Here is a 17,968-nt window from a genome sequence, read left to right on the forward strand (position 1 = left end):
GCTATATGGAGAGGCGGTAGTATCAGAGGTAATTTTACTGGCATCCTTACCATAATATTTTTCTCGTTGATCGTCATTCCGGGCACGACTGCGGCCGCAACGCTGCACGTAGGCCCGGGCCAGAGCTATACTACGATCCAGGGCGCGATCAGCGCTTCGAGTCCCGGAGACACCATCTATGTCGACGGGGGGAACTATGCCGAAATCGTCAACGCCAACAAGCCGGTGACGCTGATCGGCATCGTCAACGGGGCAGGACACCTGCCGGTGATCGATGCGGCCGGGCATGGCGGCAACGCTGTGAGCATTACTTCCAGCGGAGTGACACTGGACGGTTTCACGATACAGGGAGCTACCGCCGGGGTCGGCATACATATAGATGGTTCCGATATTGTGCTGAAGAACCTCAATATACAATCGAACCACAGGGGTATCTTTGCGAACGTCTCAGAAAACGTAGAGATCACCCATTGCAGTTTCTCAGATAACTTAGCGGTTGACATCACGACGTTTCAGTATAATCATCACCTCGCTATCCGGGATTGCACGTTCAGGGATAATTACGGTCCGTGTAGCATCCTATTGCTACTAACTGACTACGTTACGATAGAAAATGTGACTATGGATAATGTCGAATGGGGCATATTCTCCATTTTTAACAACCATTCGGCATATTTTAACATTTCGATTACTAATTGTACTACGGGAATTATTTCCGAGTTCAGTCACGACAGCAGAATTACCGGATGTGAAGTAACAACCGTAAATACATCTGCCATGGGCATTGCATTCCTTGCTGCCGGGGATGTCGAGATGGATGACACAGCCTGTAGTAACTCGATGGTTAACCTGTACCTGGTTGAATGCAATGACTTCACGATAACAAACGTGACTCTAAAGGATTCCCTGGAGAGGAATTGCCTGATAGAAGAATGCAATAATATAGCCATCTTCAATAGTTTGCTGACTGGATCGCAAGCCTTGAGCTTCCAGGCAGAAAAGAGCGATCAGGTACTATTATCCGGCCTGAACGTCTCCGGCAATGGAGATGGTATAATGATCAAAGAGTGTACAAATTCTGTCTTACGCCAGTCGAGGATTACCGATAACGATGGCTGTGGCTTATCGCTTGAAGACAGCCAGAATATTTCCGTAGTTCAGAACACTTTCCTGAATAACCAGAATTATAATGCGATGAGCGTAAACAGCCCCGACGCCCGCTGGAATACGACGGTGCCTGCAAAGTACACGTATCAGGCGAATGTATACAACAATAGTACAGGTAACTACTGGAGCGATTACACTGGCGCTGACACGAACGGCGACGGGATCGGGGACGTGCCATACGTAAACGGCGACGTGATCGACTACTTCCCGCTGGTTACCCTGTCGTCAGGCTACGATTTTTCCGGGAGGTTACCGCACATCATCCCAATGGGCACCACCATTGATATGAGCGCGTTTTATTCTGGGGCTACCCCGATAGCGCCGGTAACGACACCGACAGCCATGCCGACATCGCAGCCCACGGCTACGCCGGCAATTACCCCGGCTCCGGCTGTGACACCTACGGCTACAGCACTGCCGTCTCCAGATGCATCGGCTACCCCTGCGCAGGAATCGCAGGGCAGCAGTAACGTGTTGTATATTGTCATCGGTGCTCTGGGGCTGGCAATAGTCGGCGGAGTCGCTGCATACCTGCTGTTCCTGAGAAAATAGGTTCGAGAAGAATTCGGGCATCAAGAGATGCCCGGCTTCACGCTCACTAGCTTCCGGTTCGTAATATCTCTGGTCACGCCCCGGAAGCCGCAGAACTGCCCGTTCTCATCGTAGAACGGCGAGCCGTTGACTTCCATCGAGAGGATCCTGCCGCTCCTGTGGAACATCCGCATGTGCTCCAGGCTGTAAGGCCTCGGGTTGGCGAAGATGCGGCCGAAGCCTTCGGAAAAATGAGGCACGTCCTCCTGTGGCATGAATTCCACGATGACTCTTCCGAGATAGTATTCCGGGTCGTAGCCCAGGATGTCTTTCACCTTCGGGCTGACGTAGGTGAACTTCGCCTCCCGGTCCATCTCCCAGACGATGTCGTTGACGTTTTCGATAGTGCTGCGGAGCCGGCTCTCGCTCTCCAGCAATGCCTGCTCTATGTGCTTCTTCTCGGTGACGTCCCGGGCGACGCCCCGGAAGCCGATAACAGCGCCCTGCTCACCAGATATAGGCTTGCCGCTGACTTCGAGGAAGATCGTCCGGCCGTCCTTGTGAAGAAGCTCAACCTCAAGCATCTGCGGCGGCGTCCCGCCCTGCTGGGTAGCGACTATAGTCTCGGCCATCTTTTTCGCCTTCTCCGGCGCCATCAGGTCGATAGAGCGTAATCCGACTACCTCTTCCGGATGATAGCCGAGGATATCGTAAACTTTAGGGCTGGAATAAGTATATTGCCCGGTCAGGTCGCACTCCCAGATCCAGTCGTTGACGTCTTCGACGAGATTGCGGTACTTTTCCTCGGCCCGTCTCACCGCCTCTTCGGCCTGTTTGCGGGCGGTCACATCCCTGATAACTCCCCGGTATCCCCGGAAGTTGCCGCCGTCATCATAGAGCACAGTGCCGTTTGCTTCCAGGATGATCTCATGCCCATCTCTGTGAAGGACGTGGGTCTCCTGCAAGCTGTAGTGTTTCGGATCGGCGAAGATCTGCGCGACGTTATCGATGATATCCCGGGCATGGCCGGGCGCCAGGAAGCCCTCGATAGTTTTGCCGATGAAATCCGCCGGCTCATAGCCCATCATGTCCTTTATGCGGGGGCTGATGTAGGTGAACCGGCCCGCGCTGTCGATCTCCCAGGAGACGTCGCTGATGCTCTCGACCAGGTTCCGGTATTTTTCCTCGCTTTCCCGGAGCGCCTGCTCTGACCTGATACGCTGCTCAATCTCGGCCTTGAGCTTCTCGTTCGCTTTCTCCAGCTCGGCCGTCCGTTCTTTCACCCGGATCTCGAGTTCCGCCCGCTCCCTGCGTAGAGCCTCCTCCGCCTGTTTTTTCTCGGTGATGTCGCTCAGGATCAGGGTGACGCCTGTTTCCCCGTCCTCGAAGACTGTGGGCAGCGACTTCATGACGAAATAGCGATCACCGGTCCTGCCCTGATAAAACAGTTCGACAGACGTGTCCTTGCCGCCCAGCGCAGCCTCGATGGAAGGCATCAGATCAAGGATATATTCTGTGTGATAATGGAAGTTTTTGATGTTTTTATTGAGCAATTGCTCCCTGCTCAGGTTCATGATCTCCAGAAATCTGTCGTTTACGTTTTTCACTCGCAGGTCCTTGTCCAGCGTGATGATCAGGTCCGAGGAAAAGCTCAGCATCGCAGAGATGGGCACTCGCTGAGACAGGAAGTACACCTTGGAAGGCCCGAAAGATCGCATGTCTACGTGCCCCGCCGCCACCAGCACTTCCGTATACTTGGCTACCGAGTGCCTGTTCAGCCCGACAGCCTTCGAAAGCTCAGTGATCGTCATGCCGCGGGAGTTTTCCCTCAGCGCTTCCTTGATGGCGGATAGCTCCTTTCGGTTTACGTCCATATCAACTTCCTTCCTGGCGATGATAGATAATAATGATAGCTGGCCGACAAAAATTTTCTCATTAACGATGGGATAGTGCTTTGGTATACAAAGACCGACAACTATTTAATCATAAGTGGTAAATAAGCTATCGGTCATACCCCCTTAAGGTACCCGTACCACCCTAAGGTCCGGACAATACCCCCCTTAAGGCAAACCATAACCCCATAATACCACCCTGGGATTATGAGACAAGCGCTATCAAAAGCTGCCTTGTCTCATAAACCAGCAATACCCCCATTTTTTACTGTATTTCACGGTACCATAGGCGCCTTTTAATCGCATCCGTGCAGGTGGACTATATCGAAGGATTCAAAAGTTATATCTATATTTTAAGGCTATCTATCGCACATGCAGAAGAAGGCAGGGAAAAAGGCATCAGTCAAGGGTAAAGCCGCCGTAAGCACGCCGTCCGGAAAGACGGCGGCCAAAAAGGCTACCGCCGGGAAGGCTACGGCTAAAAAAGCTTCCGCAGAACACATGACTTACGCCGGCTCAGGCGTTGACATCAAGAAGCTGGACGGCATTAAGTCCGATATCCTCAAAAGCCTCAGCTTCAAACGCACCGGCTTCGGCGCCCCCCTCGGCGGAGAGGGGCACTACGCAGGCTTGATCGATATGGGCTACTTCGCCCTGGCAATCACTACGGATGGCGTGGGCACCAAGCTGCTCATCGCGGACGCCATCGAGAAGTGGGATACCATCGGCATCGACTGCGTCGCCATGAACGTGAACGACCTGTACGTAATGGGTATCGAGCCCCTTGCCTTCGTCGACTACATATCACTTGAAAAGCCGAACCCGGAGCTGGTCAGGCAGACGATGATCGGCCTCAACGAGGGCGCCCGCCAGGCCAACGTGTCCATCGTCGGCGGCGAAACCGCGGCTCTGCCCGACATCATCAAAGGCTTCGACCTCGCCGGCACGGCTGTCGGAGTCGTCCCCAAAGACCGGATCATCACCGGCAAAGACGTAAAGCCCGGCGACGTCATCGTTGGCCTGCCGTCCAGCGGCATTCACTCCAACGGCTACAGCCTCGTCCGCAAAGTCGTGGAGAGCGCCGGCCTCAAGTACACAGACCCCTGCCCGTACAACAAAAAGGTCTCCCTGGGAGAGGAACTGCTCACCCCCACCAGAATCTACGCCGAAGTCGTCGGCCTCGCAAAGCGGTTCAACATCCACGGCATGGCCCACATCACCGGCGGCGGTTTGATGAACCTCAAACGCATTACAAGCTACGGCTTCGACTTCACCGACCCGCTCCCGGTGCCAGAAGTATTCAAGTTCATCCAGAAGACCGGCAATATCGAGGACGAGGAGATGTACCGCACCTTCAACATGGGTATGGGCTACGTCATCATCTGCGATAAGCAGGACGCCGGCGCCATCGTGAAAATGACGGATGGTACCATCGTCGGTAAAATTGTCAAGGAAGGGTGCAGAATTCGCGGCATCAAGATGTGGTAACTAGTTTTTCGATGGCTCTTGCATCGCGAGAGCCGATCTTTTTATTACAGAGCGCAAAGCACTATGATTAATGTTCTCGCTTCGGAAGCTCGTACATATGGGCGGTGTGCTGTTCGTGCCGCTCGCGATGTACAACCGGTACCTGGCTCTTGGAATGGCCATACTGGGTATCGGCGCTTTCTTTGTGCTGGAGCTGGTGAAGCGTAAGCTGGACCCGAAGCTGGCGGGGCTGGTATACCGGAAGGGGGAGATGTCGGGCACGGCGACGGAGCCGCTGGCCTACCTGCTGGCAATCACATTGTTGTTGGCGATCTCTTTGCTGTTCATGCCGGAGGCGTGCGATGCGGCGATCATCGTTCTGACGCTGGGCGACGGCGTGGCGACCCTCGCGGGCAGGGCGATCGGCGGGCCGAAGCTGCCCTGTACTAAAAAGACCTGGTCGGGCATGCTTGCGGGAATCATCATTGCAGGCTCGGCGGGGTACTTCGTTGCCGGGCCGATCGCGCTTGTGGGAGCGGCTGGCGGCATGATCGCGGAAGCGTACGCGGGCAGGGGTGACAACTGCCTCACCGCGATAGCGGCCTTTCTCTGCATGGCCGCCGCTGCCGTTATTACGGGATAGTAAAATATCTATATCTCCCGCCTCTTATTGTTAGCACATGAATAACCGTTCCTTCCTGCTGATCGGTGCCAGCGTGGTGCTCGTCCTGATCAGCCTTCCGATCTGGTTCATCACCCTCATGGCTTTTATAGCGGGCAGGTCATGGGCGCTGGCCACGGGCTTTCTGGGCGTCGTTCTACTGGTGGCGGCCGCCGTTCCGGTATACATGGTCTACTCCTCCGCCCAGGAACAGAAGATGAAAGATGCCCGGGAGCATAACATGGAGCGGCAGGTCATGGCCGTCGCCAAAAAGAGGAACGGAGTAGTCCGGGCGGCAGACCTGGTGAGCGTCGGTTTCAGGGGAGAAGACGCCGAGGCGATTCTGGATCACATGGCGGGCCAGGGGCTGTGCGACATCAACCTTGACGCCACAAAATACTCCGGCGTCAAGACCTATATGTTCCCGCAGGAGGTCAGGATGCGGTGCCAGTATTGCGGCACCCCGGTAGACCTGAATACAGTCAGGTGCCCGAGCTGCGGTGCTCCTGTGGAGTGGGACAAGGCCAGGCCGGAAGACCTGAAGAGGGAGAGTAACAATGGTTAGAAACACACGCCTGCCGGCAGTACTGGTATTGTCGCTGCTCGTGCTGGCCCTGGCTATAGCAGCCTCGCCGGCCGCCAGTGCAGAGGAGTACAGGTGGCAGGTCAACTACCAGCACGTCACGCTGGACATCAACCAGTCCGGTCAGGTCAGCATGATCTACCAGGTGGACGCCACTATTGAGAAAGGCGTCTGGAACGAGGTCTGGATACCTGCCACTAAAAGTAACATGCAGATCAGCAGCGTGGTGGACAGCACAGGCAAAAGCCACAGCTACTACATAGATGGCGGCCAGATCAAGACCCAGGACTACGATTTAAGGCCGGGCGATCACATCGGCCTCACGATTTATTCGACGCTGCCGAACTTCATCTACAAGTCGAATATTGAGGGGTACGGCATCGTCTCATTCACCCCGCCATGGTGGGACATGACCATCAGTGATACGAGTGTGAAGTACGTGCTGCCTGCGGAGATCAACGTCAGCGAAGTTTTTACGGGTAACAGGGAGTACTCCGGCATCGGGACCGAGAACGGCCGCACCATCGTCTACTTCAACAGCACACATTTATCCAATAACCAGCAGTTCGACACAGCAGTCAGCTTCCCGGAGAGGTACCTGGCCCCGGGAGCCGTGACCTCCAAGGACGATTACACGCCCCCAGTCTACACTACGGGCGATGACGACGGCGTCGGCGCCTTCTTCACGGACGTCTGCTGCTCTTCAGGCTGTTTACCCTTCATCGGCATCGGCCTGATCATCATTTTCAGCATCATCGCCTCAGGCAACCGCAAGCAATATTCTCCCCCGGTCGTCAGCATGGACGGGGTGGGCGTCAACAAGGACCTCGACCCGGTCGAGGCTGCGATGCTCCTGCGCATCGACCCGAGGCGCATCCTGACCATGATCATGTTCGACCTGATGAAAAAAGGCAACATCAAGCTCATTTCTACTGAGCCGATCAGGCTGGAGCCGGTCTCCCGCAAAGATCTGAACTACTACGAGGCAGCCTTCATGGACGCCATCATAAAGGATGCGCTGGACGAAGACCGGCTGGTCAGGTGCTTCAAACTTCTGGCACAGAGAGTGGTCGACAAGACCAGGCCGTTCTGCCGCAAGGACACGGAAGCCTACTACAGGCAGAAGATCGAGGAGAAGTGGGACGACGTCAAGGCAGTGGACACGCCGGAGCTGAAACTGCAGAAGTACGACACGGCCATGCTCTGGCTCATGGCGGACGAGCAGTTCGCCACGAAGACGAAGGACTACCTCAGGGCTCCCGGATGGAACACGATGACCATTCCGGCGTACTACTGGTGGTATCCCTACTACTTCGGGCACCAGCAGACCGCTACGACTCCGACGACTTCCGCCACTACGGATGCCATGAGACCGCAGACTGGCACGACTGTCAGCCAGCCGCAGCAGCCGACCAATCAGACCACTTCGAGCGTGGAGGCGTTTGCGAACAAGGTGAGCAACTCGGTCGAGACCATGTCCGCGGGCGTCGTAGGGAGCATAGAATCGTTCCTGGGAGTCCGCAACGCTGCGAATGCGCCGCCGGCTCAGCCTGCACCGGCCCGGCAGGGCGGGACGTCGTGCGCCTGCGTCTCGTGCGCCTGCGCCTGCGCTCATTGTGCCTGCGCCTGTGCCTGCGCGGGCGGAGGAGGGGGATGCACATGAAGACCGCAAAGATCAACAACGCCAAACTGCACTTGAGAGAGGAGAGCGACGGCTCGGGGCTTTTAGTCATAAACGCCTCGCGCATACTCTACCTGGACCGTATCGGCTCCGACTACGTCAAATACTACATCCACTACAACAGCCACAAGCCCCTCGTAGGGAGCATCCGGGACAACGTCGTCCTTAGAGTGATGATGAAGTACAAGGTCGGCAAGAAGACGGCCGAACAGGACTACGATCGGCTCATGAACTCCGTCTGGGGCGTCGCCTCGGGCAACACCTGCCCCTTCTCCAGCCTTGACGTCAAAGTGAGAACGCCGGAGTACGGCGACCTGAAATCACCGCTACGCATCGACCTCGCCTTAACGTACAGGTGCAACAACAACTGCGGCCACTGCTACGCGGGCGGGCCCAGGCAGACAAAAGAGCTCTCCACGAAGGAGTGGAAGCAGATCATCGACAAGGCGCAGAAGTTCGAGGTCCCAAACATCGTCTTCACTGGCGGCGAATCCCTGCTTCGCGAAGATCTAGAAGAGTTGATAGCCCAGGCCGAGAAGCTGGGTATTGTCACCGGCCTGATCACTAACGGTAGGCTGCTCACCAAAGAGCGGGTAGCGAAGCTGAAGAAGGCGGGGCTGGACTACACCCAGATCACCATAGAGTCCCCGGACAGGACGATCCACAACGCCATGTGCAAAGTGGACTGCTACGACGAGACGGTGGCGGGAATCAAGAACTCAGTACAGGAACTGTTCACCACCACCAATACGACGATTACCCGGGCCAACAAGGCGACCATACTCGATCTGGTGCCTTTCCTCTCTAAGCTGGGAGTAAAGCGCTTCGGCCTGAACGCCATTATCAGGGCCGGAAGAGGTGTGAATGCGGACGGCGTCACCTACGAGGAGCTGAAAGAGCTGCTGCCGCAGGTGATCACCCTCGCCGAACAGCACAACATGGACTTCATCTGGTACACCCCCACCCCGTACCACAAGCTCAACCCGGTAGAGATGGGCCTCGGCGTCAAATCCTGCAGCGCCGCCAGACTGACGCTCGCAGTCGAGCCCGACGGCAGCATCATACCCTGCCAGTCCTACTTTAAGCCGTTAGGTAATGCGGTGACAGACGAATTCAAGGACGTCTGGCAAAAAGAATTAGCCCTGTGCCTCAGGGGACACAAGTACGCCCCCGAGAAGTGCAAGAAGTGCATCCAGTACCCCATGTGCGGCGGCGGGTGTCCGCTCGAACTCGCCTGCGGGTTCTGAGCAAGAACTACAGTGAAGGGTTCACCACAGAGGCACAGAGAGACACAGAGGTTCACAGAGAACGGCTCACCACAGAGACACAGAGAAACACAGAGAATTATATTTAGATAACCGGATAGCTACGACTTAGGAGATAAGTCTCTGTGAACCTCTGTGCCTCTGTGGTGAATGGTCTTATTTTTTGCCGATGCCGATAGGGCAGGCGGCGGTGCACTGAGTACAATAAGACAGGGCATTCTCCGAAACTCGCCTGTGGTTGAGCTTGCAGGCGCCGCATAATTTCCGATCGACCTCGGTCTCTTTTATGGCTCCGACGGGGCAGGCGTCGATGCATTCCCGGCAGTCCCCGCAGCTCTTGTCGGGGATGACTTCAGCTATGTCTCCGATGTCGGCGTCGGTGAGGACTGCCTTTAAACGGAGCCGGGGCCCGTGGTTTTTATGGACGAACATGCGGGACTTGCCGATCCACCCGAAGCCGGCGAGGACGGCCCATACCTTGAGATAGTAAGAAGTGTACTCGGCGACCTGGAAATCAGCGTCTTCCAGTGCCTGGATGACTTTAAGCGAAGCGACGTCGAGCAGCATGGTCTCGATCGACGCCGAATAGCTGTCGGATACCCGGTAGTATATATCCTTTTTATCGTCCAGCAGGCGCTTTCCCAGAATGACCATCGTCTTAGCCGTGGGCATGATCTCCAGCGGGTTTTTAACGTTGGAGAGGCTGACCTCGCCGTCAGACCACTTGACGCCCCTGAGCAAATCCATCTCGTGCGCAGGTATCGTCGTCCTGGCCTGATCGAGGCGCAGGAAGCCGACGACCTCTAAGCCGTAGAAAGAGGCGATGTCGTGGATGGCGGCTTTCACTGCCTGAAGTTCGGAGGAGGCCATAGCAGCAGTAGATTGGAACCAGGAAAGCTTAAGGCTTTCCGCGAGCGCGGATGGCTTCAAGGCGACAGGTGCAGATCGCTTCCATCCCAGGTCAGATTCACGCTGGACTCGTTTTTATCCGCGTGGTAAGATACGGTACTCAGAACCTCCCCGGAGACGGCAGCCTGGAACTTGAATGTCGTGTTCTTACCGGTCGGGAACCACTCGTCAGCGTCGAACGTCAAACTCTCGCCGGGGGAAAGCCGCAGGCTCTCGTTTAGCTTTGTAGTCGGCTTGAGATCGTGCCCGAGGTAGACAGACGAATGAGGAGATTCAGGAGTCGCATTGTTGAACACTGTGACGTGGACGACGTACGTTTCGCCGGGGGTGAAGTAGATGAGGGCTATGAAGGCGATCAATGCGATTATAATGACAGTGACGATGATGAACGAGCCGGCTGGCGGCGCACCTTTTGCCATGCTCAAAAGTAACCGGGATAGTTGATATAGTATTTGTGCTGTGGCATCGCCAGTCAAGTATTACCGCCCGGAACTGCGTGATAAGCGCAGGATACGATGGCGGCTGGCGATAGCCATGCGAAAATATTAATACTATGTAAGTTGATGATAAGTCCGCATCTTTTAAGTATGCACCGATGGTCTAGCGGCTATGATATCAGCCTTCCAAGCTGAATACCCGGGTTCGATTCCCGGTCGGTGCACTCAGTTTTAGAAAGGGTGTCGGGAAAACCTTTTCCAAAAAGGTTTTCCTGACTCTCGACACGTCGGTAGGCCCGAAGGGCATTTTATAAGCGATGTTTTTGAGGGGGTGGCGAGGGGGGCTTTTTGTAAAAAGCCCCCCTAACACCGGTAATTAAAAATGTCCTGGACTTTCTCGGTTTACTTCTTCTCGTTTTCCGCTTTCCAGTCTGACCACCCGTATAAGCCGCGTCTATGGAATTACAAAGACATGCCAGAAGGACGCATATATGATCAAGGATGACCTGAAAAACTGGAACGGAGGCACCTTTCGGTGCCACCACTACATCGACTGCAAATCTGCGAGGATTATAATCGAGAACTTCAGCACATGACTGAGGAATACCTATGCCGGATTTGGGAACGTCTACCTATACACGAGTATGTACTGCTTGAACGTAACCGACGACAGGAACCCTTTGCGCTCATAAAGCCTGATCGCTTCCCGGTTCTGCGAGTTGACCACGAGTTCCATCTGCCTCTTTCCGAGCACCGCACTGGAGCGGATAAGCCTGCCCAGCATGGCGCTGGCGATACCTCTGCCCCGGTGGCTTTTTGCGACGGCGATCTCGGCGATCAGGATCAGCTCGTTTCCAAACTCTGTAGCCAGCAGCAGGCCGATCAGCTTTCCGTCCTGAAGCGCTACCATAGATTGCGACGGCAGGAAATTACCGTAGAAGTTGCAGGTAATTTTCGAGAGCTGGCCCACGGTGCCTTCGAGGGACTTGAGCTGAGGGTAGATCTGCCGGTCTACCGGGTTCGCCTCCGCGAAGAGCAGTTGCCCGGCTTCGAGGAGGAAAGCGTCTGACCAGGGCTGAATTTCTATCCCTTCGGGCAGTGGCTTATCAGAGTAGCTGGAGTCGTTTTCTCTCAGCATACTGATGCGCTCCAGTTCTATGAAGCCGAGTTCCCCCGCTACTTTGACGTATTCGTCCGGGGAAGGCCACTGGAAGCTCGTCCTCACGATCTGCAAACCCTGCTCCTTGAACAGGCTGACCGCCGTTCGGAAAAACCAGCCTTCGCATACACGATAGGGCGCTCTCACGTGGCAAAAGTAGATCTGGACATCGTTTTCCAGAATATTATAGCCCATGATGCCTGCTACATAATCGCCGCAATGCATGACAAGCAGGTCGTATTTGCCGGCCTGAATAGAATCGATGCTCTCCAGCATCCACTGCTGCACCTTACCGGCAGCAGTGGATGCTACGGCATTCCGTGCCTCATCGATGATCCCTGAATATTCAAGGGGCAGCCCATGCCCTTTTTCTAGGTGCTTCAGGCGGGGTTCTGGTTCACACATCATCAATTACCACAGGCCCTTCTTACAAATAGGTTGTCATGAGTGAGATCGTCCCGCTTCGTGTAAGCGGGAAGTTCTTTATATCCCCTGATGTAAGTGATCTGTGATGACCGATCTCTCCGCGTTTATCTGCATCTTCTGCAAACACCTAAGCGACGACGGCGCCCGGTGTACCGCTTTCCCGGAGGGCATCCCCGACGACATCCTGTTCGGCATCCACGATCACCGCTTCCCGTACGAAGGCGACGGCGGCATCCGGTTCGAGCTGAAGCCGGGCGAAGAGGCGAACTGGGACGAGTGGCTCGCCCTGAATGAGCGCCGATCGCAGTCGTGCGAGATCCGGATCAACAGTAAGTGATAACTCCTTCTTAACTCGAATCTTCACGAGCCGATCATCTCTGTGCCGGCCTAAGCCGGCACCAGCCGGAACCAAAAAGTATACAAACTGTCCGGCGGACTTTTCTTCAATCATCGTATGGACTACTGGCCATTATTACGGCTCAGTTAATTTGCGGCGTGGGGCGGGAACTGTAGAGTGTTACCATGAGGTACGTCCTAGTATTATTGGTCCTGGCCCTGGTGTGCCTTTCGGCACCGATTTCGGCAGCAGCGCAGTCTCAGACGACTGCACCGTCTCAGACGGCAGCGCCGTCTCAGACGGCAGCGCCGTCTCCTACGGCGGCACCGTCGATCGCCGGCGTTTCTGCCGACAGGGCTTTTTTCAACCCGGATACCGGCTCGGTAGAGATCAGTTACAGGCTGGCAGACATTACTAACGGCTGCCCGGTCGTCAGCATTTATGGTCAGAGCGGCAAAGTGAAGGAGATACCTCTCGGAATCAGAAGTGCGGGCAACCACAGCTTTGTCTGGGACGGCACCAACAGTTACGGTGTGGCAGTTCCGGATGGGGAGTATTCAATATTGATGCACCTTGCTGGCATCGGCGGTGTCCGGCAGCCAGGGCTGGTCAAAGTTTTCGACGGCATTTCGAGCCTGGACGAGCGGGTTCCGGGGCTGGTTAAAGGTACGGCGATCAACTCGTCCGGCTGTTTGTACGTGGCAGATACGGCGAATAACAGCGTGGTGATCTATAGCCCGCAGGGCGTCGAAATATCCCGCCTCGGGAGGGGAGGGACCGGAGAAGGGGAGTTCATGAGCCCGGTAGACGTGGCTGTTAACTCCACTGATTATGTATTCGTGTCCGACGACTACAACTCCAGAGTACAGGTATTCGACCCCCTGGGCAGGTTTATCGCCTGCTGGCAGGCCACACCTGTGCCCGGGGCGGACTACAGCTATACAGGCCCGATTGCGGTCAACTCGTCCGGCTACGTTTATGTGGTGTGCATCGGAGAGAGAAAGCTGGACAACAAAGATACTCCATGGACGCCGGATCGCCAGTACTATAACCAGATCCAGGTTTTCAGCCCTGCCGGAGAGATGATCAGGAGTTTCGGCAGCTATGGCGGCGGTGAGAACCAGTTCGGCTCGGTCGGCGGCATCGCCGTCGGCGGGAACGATTTAGTGTACGTCGCAGACATGCTGAACCACAGGGTTCTGATACTGACCCAGGATGGGAACTACATCGCGAAGATAGATCATTCTATGGTAGGACTGGGGGAGAGATACGATCCGGTAAGCATAGGAATCGACTTGCAGGGGCACATTTATACGGTTGATGGGAATTCTGGCCGGGTAGATGTCTTCGCCCCGATCGTCACTGGCAACACCATGGTCAGCGTCGACAGGACTCCACCGGTTACGGAGGCGATCCAGAGTGGCAGAATAGAGGACGGATGGCACAATGCCAGCGTCCTCGTCGACCTGAGAGCGACGGATGCAGGATCGGGTGTGAAAGAGCTGAACTACGTCCTGGATGACGGCCCGGTACACAGGATAGCCGGTGCAGGCACTGCGTTCGTCGTCACCAATGGCGTGCATAAGCTGGATTACTGGAGCACTGACAACGTGGGCAACGAAGGGGAACATAATTACGTCATCATCCGGGTAGACTCGGTCCCGCCTGTGACGAAAGCCACCTTAACCGGCACCGGGGGCTTAAATGGGTGGTACCGGTCGGACGTGACCGTGAACTTCTCCGCGGAGGATGCCGGCACCGGCGTTCTCATGACCCAGTATAGCTTCGACGGCTCAGAGTGGATTTACGGAAGCGAGCTCACGGTCAGCAGGGAGGGTGAAAACACGATCTATTTCCGCTCGATCGACCATGCGGGCAACGCCGAAGACCCGAAGAAGCTGGCCGTCAGGATCGATAAGACGGCTCCGTCAGTCGGCTGCATCTTTGAAGGCTCTAAGCCGCAGGGCTGGTTTACTTCTGCAGTCCTGACCACCCTGACCCCCGCGGACAACGAGTCGGGCATAGGGAGTATCGAGTACAGTATGGATGACATGATCTGGAGCCAGTATACGTCAGCGTTCCTCATATATCCCGGCCACCTGAACAAGGTCTACTACCGGACGTTCGATGTGGCAGGCAACGTCGCTACCGGGAGCTCTTACCTGTACTTCTGGCCGACGAGCATCCCGGATATTTACGAGCTGGTTAACCATGCCCCGGTACCTGCTCCGACATTCCCCGCGACGGTCACCACAGGAGTGCCTGACCACTGGCTGCCGCAGCTCGGCGTATCTAAAGCAACGCCGGATGCGATGCCGGAGATCCGGGCGGAAGAGCCTGACCAGACTTCGGCTGATGACCCGAAGGAAAAGGTGAGGATAGTGGTGCGGATCTTGAAGATAGTAGCCGGTATCACTGGATTCCTCCCATAGATAACTATGCTGCTGTAAAAGAACGGCCGGGCACAAGCCCGGCGTCTGCTTTTAGCTGAAGAGCTACGACTATCTGACGATCTCTTCCTGGGGGAGTAAAGATCGTACCGACGGGCTCCATGGCTTATGCCGATAAAGTGAGGCCGGACAGGTTATCCTCCGGCGTTCCATGAAAAATTAGCTCTTGGCGAGCTTGGCCTCTTGGCGTTCCATGAATAATTAGCTCTTGGCGAGCTTGGCTCCTTGGCGTTCTTGGCGGTATTTTCGACATATACAGGGCCAACTTACAATTTTTCATAGCCTTTACCTGAATATTCCATTTTTCATGAGGCGAGTGCCTGGCGGTATTTTCGACCTATGCGGGGCCAACTTTCATTTTTTCATAGCCTCTACCTGAATATCTCATTATTCATATGGCGAGTGCTTACTGGCTTTTTCCACCGCCACTTCTTCATCCCTCATCTCCCGCTGCAGGAAGAAGTTCAGGAACGTCCTGATTGCGGCTACTACGGCCAGGATACCTAGATCGTTCCAGCTGGGATTGGCGGCGGTTTTGATGATATCTGCGGCCAGCTGAAACTCGATGCCTAAGACCAGATACCGGGAAAAGGCCAGGCGCGCCTGGTTGAAGTGTAGCAGGTCCGGCCGGCGGATCACCTGTAGCACCTTGTAGACTGCCACGATGATGCCAGTCCCTATGATGATAACGCTGATGAGATTAGCTACCAGCTCGATCCAGCCGGCAAGGCTGATTATGTAATTATTAAGCTCAATCATATCGACTCATGCAATCCATTGTATTATAAGACCGTTGTTTATACATGACTATAAAATAATAACATGGAAAATAGCCAGAACAGGTGGCGACGATGCCCCAGTCGCTTACAGGTGTCGGCATTATACTCCGTCGCGGGTCGCCCGGAAAACGCATCGAAAAGTATTGCGGCCGAGGTAAGCCCTGTGTGGCACATTCACAGCCAGAGTGCTACTTTCCGCCCTCCTGCCTGCAAAACGTTTATTGCCCCAGAAGCCCTTTTTGAGTTCGGTATGGATAACCTCAAGCTCAGAAGGATATTGGTCGCTATCGGCATCGGAATAATCTTAGTCGTTTCTATTCTGCTCGCGTATGGTATCTTTACTCAAAACCAGACGTACATACTGATCAGCATTGCCGGCGTGATTGTCGCTTACCTGATCTCCCGGTATGTCATGAGGCTGCAAAAGCAGAGCCGGCTAGGCAAAAAATAGGCCGGAGTGTTCGGGCATCCCTGTCGGTATTATCGGCTGGGAGCACGCATTCGATCTGACAGAATTTTAAAAGTCGAACAGCGTACGCTGTTTTTTACTGCATTTATCCTCGGCTGCAGGCGGCTTCTCCGGCTCTGGCAGAGGAGATTCCTGTGGTGCAGGAGCACCGGCGGGCCCGAAAGATTCGGTGGCAGCCGGCATCGCCGCTGCCATCGGCGCTTCCCCGGGTTCTTCCGGCCCGTCCTCGATCGGCGCTCCTCCGTCAGGGGCTTTGCGGCGCTTCCTCTTCGGCTTTTCGATCTCCCCGAAGGCATCGAGCTTCGCAGACTTCTCACGGGAGGGTTTTTCCTCTTCCTCCCCGGCCATGAACAGGGATTCCCGCGGCTCTCCCGCCTCTGGCTTGCCAGGGCGTTTGCCGAAGCGGGCGAACAGATCGATCTCTTCCTCGATCTCCTCTTCGATCAGAGCCCTGGATTTCTTGTATATCTCGCCCACTTTTTTCGACGCCTTCTTCGCATCGAGCAGGAAGGCGATCTCGTCTTCCTCCAGCTTTAGCTGAGCCGAGAGCCTGATGGCATACTCGTCCTTATCAAAGAGGAAACGAAGGAGTGGCAGGTAGGTAGAGCGGGCCTCGGCTTTCGAGCAGTGGCAGGCCTTGCCGACCTTCGCGGCGATCGAGTCCCTGGTGACGCGAGTGGATTTCGCCCTGCCCAGCTTTTGCCAGTAGGTCGGGGGGCTGTACCGGGAAAAGCCGCCGTAGTGCCGGCGCCGGGCCCGGTTGACGCCGCAGACCATCATGAACCCGGCGTACCGCCACATGCCATAGTCTTGCCGCCTTCTCGTCCGGCCCAGGTACACGTCGGCCCGGGAGAGCGCTTCGAAGCCTCGCTCCAGATCGTCGTCCTGGTACTCCCGAGGCAGGTTCTCGTCTACCCAGCCGATCAGGTCCTCGGGATTCTCGTCCAGCCCGTATGTGGCGTTCAGCGCCTCCCGCATGTTCTTGCCCCGGAAGATCATGCCCATGACTTTGAAGATGGTCTCAGGTACGTCCCGGTCTCCGGTCGAGACGTCCGCGACCGTGACCTGGCCGCTGCCCTGGGCGGCTGCCTGCAGGTCGTTGATGGCAGATCGAAGATCGTTCGTCCGCTCGGCGATCTTCATCAGGGCCTCAGGATCGCATTTCAGGCCTTCATTAGCGCAGACCTTCCTCAGGACTTTGGCAACGGAAGTGCTCAAAATGGCCCGGAACTGGATCTGTAGTGCCGACTCCCGAAGGGGCTTAGACATAGCGTACATGTCGTTGGCGATGAGGATGACAGGCTGGCTGGCGTTCCTGATGACGTTGATGATGGCCGCCTCTCCGCCCCGGTCGTAGTTGCCGTGCAGGTTGTCCGCCTCGTCCAGGATGACTAAACGCCGTCCTCCGGTGCCTTCGAATGTGCCCGCCATAGCCGCGGGACCGGCGATCCGGTTGATCGCGTCCTTCGTGCGGACGTCAGAGGCGTTTAGCTCGATATAGTCCCAGCCCATATCGTGGGCGAGCGCCAGCGCTGCGGAAGTCTTACCCACGCCCGGGCCGCCGTAGAGGATGACCGCTTTCTTGCCGGTGCCGAAGGTCTCCGCCCACTGCCTGAGGGCTTTTACGGCAGCATCGTTGCCGACGATATCGGCGAGGCTGACCGGCCGGTATTTCTCAGTCCAGTCCCGGGTGTCGTTGTCCGCAGTCATCGAACCCTATTTCTACCCGTAAGTAAATTAACATTTGGATGGTAT

15 protein-coding genes and 1 tRNA gene are annotated in these 17,968 nt (G+C 55.8%); 10 read left to right on the top strand and 6 right to left on the bottom strand.

All coding sequences use genetic code 11. From position 1 onward, the window contains the following. Positions 1 to 66 precede the first annotated feature (66 nt). Positions 67 to 1,719 (top strand): NosD domain-containing protein, encoded by a 1,653-nt coding sequence (locus RCI_RS06220; protein WP_012035553.1) that lies wholly within the window; start codon positions 67 to 69, stop codon positions 1,717 to 1,719. 20 nt (positions 1,720 to 1,739) lie between these two features. Here RCI_RS06220 and RCI_RS06225 read toward each other — a convergent pair whose 3' ends face one another. Further along, a complete protein-coding gene (locus RCI_RS06225; RefSeq protein ID WP_012035554.1) occupies positions 1,740 to 3,572 on the bottom strand; it encodes a PAS domain S-box protein in 1,833 nt (610 codons plus the stop codon). Between the two features lie 519 nt (positions 3,573 to 4,091). On the opposite strand from RCI_RS06225, the gene purM reads away from it, so the two are divergent. From purM to RCI_RS06250, 5 genes are all read left to right on the top strand, one after another. After that, positions 4,092 to 5,078 (top strand): phosphoribosylformylglycinamidine cyclo-ligase, encoded by a 987-nt coding sequence (gene purM / locus RCI_RS06230; RefSeq protein WP_012035555.1) that lies wholly within the window; start codon positions 4,092 to 4,094, stop codon positions 5,076 to 5,078. Positions 5,079 to 5,148: 70 nt separating this feature from the next. After that, positions 5,149 to 5,700 carry a phosphatidate cytidylyltransferase gene (locus RCI_RS06235; protein WP_012035556.1) on the top strand — a complete coding sequence of 184 codons (552 nt, stop codon included), beginning with the start codon at positions 5,149 to 5,151 and terminating at the stop codon, positions 5,698 to 5,700. 37 nt (positions 5,701 to 5,737) lie between these two features. Then, positions 5,738 to 6,283, top strand: coding sequence for a zinc ribbon domain-containing protein (locus tag RCI_RS06240; protein WP_012035557.1), 546 nt, complete (start codon positions 5,738 to 5,740; stop codon positions 6,281 to 6,283). Continuing rightward, positions 6,276 to 7,964 (top strand): hypothetical protein, encoded by a 1,689-nt coding sequence (locus RCI_RS06245; protein WP_048198158.1) that lies wholly within the window; start codon positions 6,276 to 6,278, stop codon positions 7,962 to 7,964. The genes RCI_RS06240 and RCI_RS06245 overlap by 8 nt, the downstream gene beginning before the upstream one ends. Next, positions 7,961 to 9,229: a radical SAM/SPASM domain-containing protein gene (locus RCI_RS06250; protein WP_012035559.1), complete on the top strand. Its 1,269-nt coding sequence runs from the start codon at positions 7,961 to 7,963 to the stop codon at positions 9,227 to 9,229. Before RCI_RS06245 ends, RCI_RS06250 begins: the two co-directional genes overlap by 4 nt. A gap of 174 nt (positions 9,230 to 9,403) precedes the next feature. Here RCI_RS06250 and RCI_RS06255 read toward each other — a convergent pair whose 3' ends face one another. Further along, positions 9,404 to 10,117 (bottom strand): 4Fe-4S dicluster domain-containing protein, encoded by a 714-nt coding sequence (locus tag RCI_RS06255; RefSeq protein ID WP_048198161.1) that lies wholly within the window; start codon positions 10,115 to 10,117, stop codon positions 9,404 to 9,406. Positions 10,118 to 10,173: 56 nt separating this feature from the next. After that, positions 10,174 to 10,575, bottom strand: a complete 402-nt coding sequence (locus tag RCI_RS06260; protein ID WP_048198162.1) for a hypothetical protein — start codon at positions 10,573 to 10,575, stop codon at positions 10,174 to 10,176. 170 nt (positions 10,576 to 10,745) lie between these two features. Between RCI_RS06260 and RCI_RS06265 the strand changes: the two genes are divergently transcribed. After that, positions 10,746 to 10,817, top strand: a tRNA-Gly gene (locus RCI_RS06265). A 404-nt stretch (positions 10,818 to 11,221) separates the two neighbouring features. On the opposite strand, the gene RCI_RS15705 is transcribed toward RCI_RS06265, so the two are convergent. Next, a complete protein-coding gene (locus RCI_RS15705; protein ID WP_052309916.1) occupies positions 11,222 to 12,160 on the bottom strand; it encodes a GNAT family N-acetyltransferase in 939 nt (312 codons plus the stop codon). Between the two features lie 103 nt (positions 12,161 to 12,263). On the opposite strand from RCI_RS15705, the gene RCI_RS06275 reads away from it, so the two are divergent. Next, positions 12,264 to 12,515, top strand: coding sequence for a hypothetical protein (locus RCI_RS06275; protein ID WP_048198164.1), 252 nt, complete (start codon positions 12,264 to 12,266; stop codon positions 12,513 to 12,515). Between the two features lie 185 nt (positions 12,516 to 12,700). Continuing rightward, positions 12,701 to 14,947: an OmpL47-type beta-barrel domain-containing protein gene (locus RCI_RS06280; protein ID WP_012035565.1), complete on the top strand. Its 2,247-nt coding sequence runs from the start codon at positions 12,701 to 12,703 to the stop codon at positions 14,945 to 14,947. Positions 14,948 to 15,352: 405 nt separating this feature from the next. Here the strand turns inward: RCI_RS06280 and RCI_RS06285 are convergent, their stop codons facing one another. Then, positions 15,353 to 15,724, bottom strand: a complete 372-nt coding sequence (locus RCI_RS06285) for a DUF1622 domain-containing protein (protein WP_012035566.1) — start codon at positions 15,722 to 15,724, stop codon at positions 15,353 to 15,355. A 270-nt stretch (positions 15,725 to 15,994) separates the two neighbouring features. Between RCI_RS06285 and RCI_RS16635 the strand changes: the two genes are divergently transcribed. Further along, positions 15,995 to 16,195, top strand: coding sequence for a hypothetical protein (locus RCI_RS16635; protein WP_148266547.1), 201 nt, complete (start codon positions 15,995 to 15,997; stop codon positions 16,193 to 16,195). Between the two features lie 66 nt (positions 16,196 to 16,261). On the opposite strand, the gene RCI_RS06295 is transcribed toward RCI_RS16635, so the two are convergent. Beyond that, on the bottom strand, positions 16,262 to 17,923 hold the full coding sequence (locus RCI_RS06295) for a replication factor C large subunit (protein ID WP_012035568.1): 1,662 nt from the start codon (positions 17,921 to 17,923) through the stop codon (positions 16,262 to 16,264). Between the last annotated feature and the right edge of the window lie 45 nt (positions 17,924 to 17,968).

The sequence above is a fragment of the Methanocella arvoryzae MRE50 genome, assembly GCF_000063445.1.
GTDB lineage: Archaea > Halobacteriota > Methanocellia > Methanocellales > Methanocellaceae > Methanocella_A > Methanocella_A arvoryzae.

Excerpts from the sequence above, each read along its gene's own strand:
- RCI_RS06285 (WP_012035566.1), bottom strand. The coding sequence starts at position 15,724 with ATGATTGAGCTTAATAATTACATAATCAGCCTTGCCGGCTGGATCGAG.
- RCI_RS15705 (WP_052309916.1), bottom strand. The coding sequence starts at position 12,160 with ATGATGTGTGAACCAGAACCCCGCCTGAAGCACCTAGAAAAAGGGCAT.
- RCI_RS06260 (WP_048198162.1), bottom strand. The coding sequence starts at position 10,575 with ATGGCAAAAGGTGCGCCGCCAGCCGGCTCGTTCATCATCGTCACTGTC.
- RCI_RS06245 (WP_048198158.1), top strand. The coding sequence starts at position 6,276 with ATGGTTAGAAACACACGCCTGCCGGCAGTACTGGTATTGTCGCTGCTC.
- RCI_RS06295 (WP_012035568.1), bottom strand. The coding sequence starts at position 17,923 with ATGACTGCGGACAACGACACCCGGGACTGGACTGAGAAATACCGGCCG.
- RCI_RS06225 (WP_012035554.1), bottom strand. The coding sequence starts at position 3,572 with ATGGACGTAAACCGAAAGGAGCTATCCGCCATCAAGGAAGCGCTGAGG.
- RCI_RS06255 (WP_048198161.1), bottom strand. The coding sequence starts at position 10,117 with ATGGCCTCCTCCGAACTTCAGGCAGTGAAAGCCGCCATCCACGACATC.
- RCI_RS06275 (WP_048198164.1), top strand. The coding sequence starts at position 12,264 with ATGACCGATCTCTCCGCGTTTATCTGCATCTTCTGCAAACACCTAAGC.
- purM (WP_012035555.1), top strand. The coding sequence starts at position 4,092 with ATGACTTACGCCGGCTCAGGCGTTGACATCAAGAAGCTGGACGGCATT.
- RCI_RS06240 (WP_012035557.1), top strand. The coding sequence starts at position 5,738 with ATGAATAACCGTTCCTTCCTGCTGATCGGTGCCAGCGTGGTGCTCGTC.
- RCI_RS06250 (WP_012035559.1), top strand. The coding sequence starts at position 7,961 with ATGAAGACCGCAAAGATCAACAACGCCAAACTGCACTTGAGAGAGGAG.
- RCI_RS16635 (WP_148266547.1), top strand. The coding sequence starts at position 15,995 with ATGGATAACCTCAAGCTCAGAAGGATATTGGTCGCTATCGGCATCGGA.
- RCI_RS06235 (WP_012035556.1), top strand. The coding sequence starts at position 5,149 with ATGTTCTCGCTTCGGAAGCTCGTACATATGGGCGGTGTGCTGTTCGTG.
- RCI_RS06280 (WP_012035565.1), top strand. The coding sequence starts at position 12,701 with ATGAGGTACGTCCTAGTATTATTGGTCCTGGCCCTGGTGTGCCTTTCG.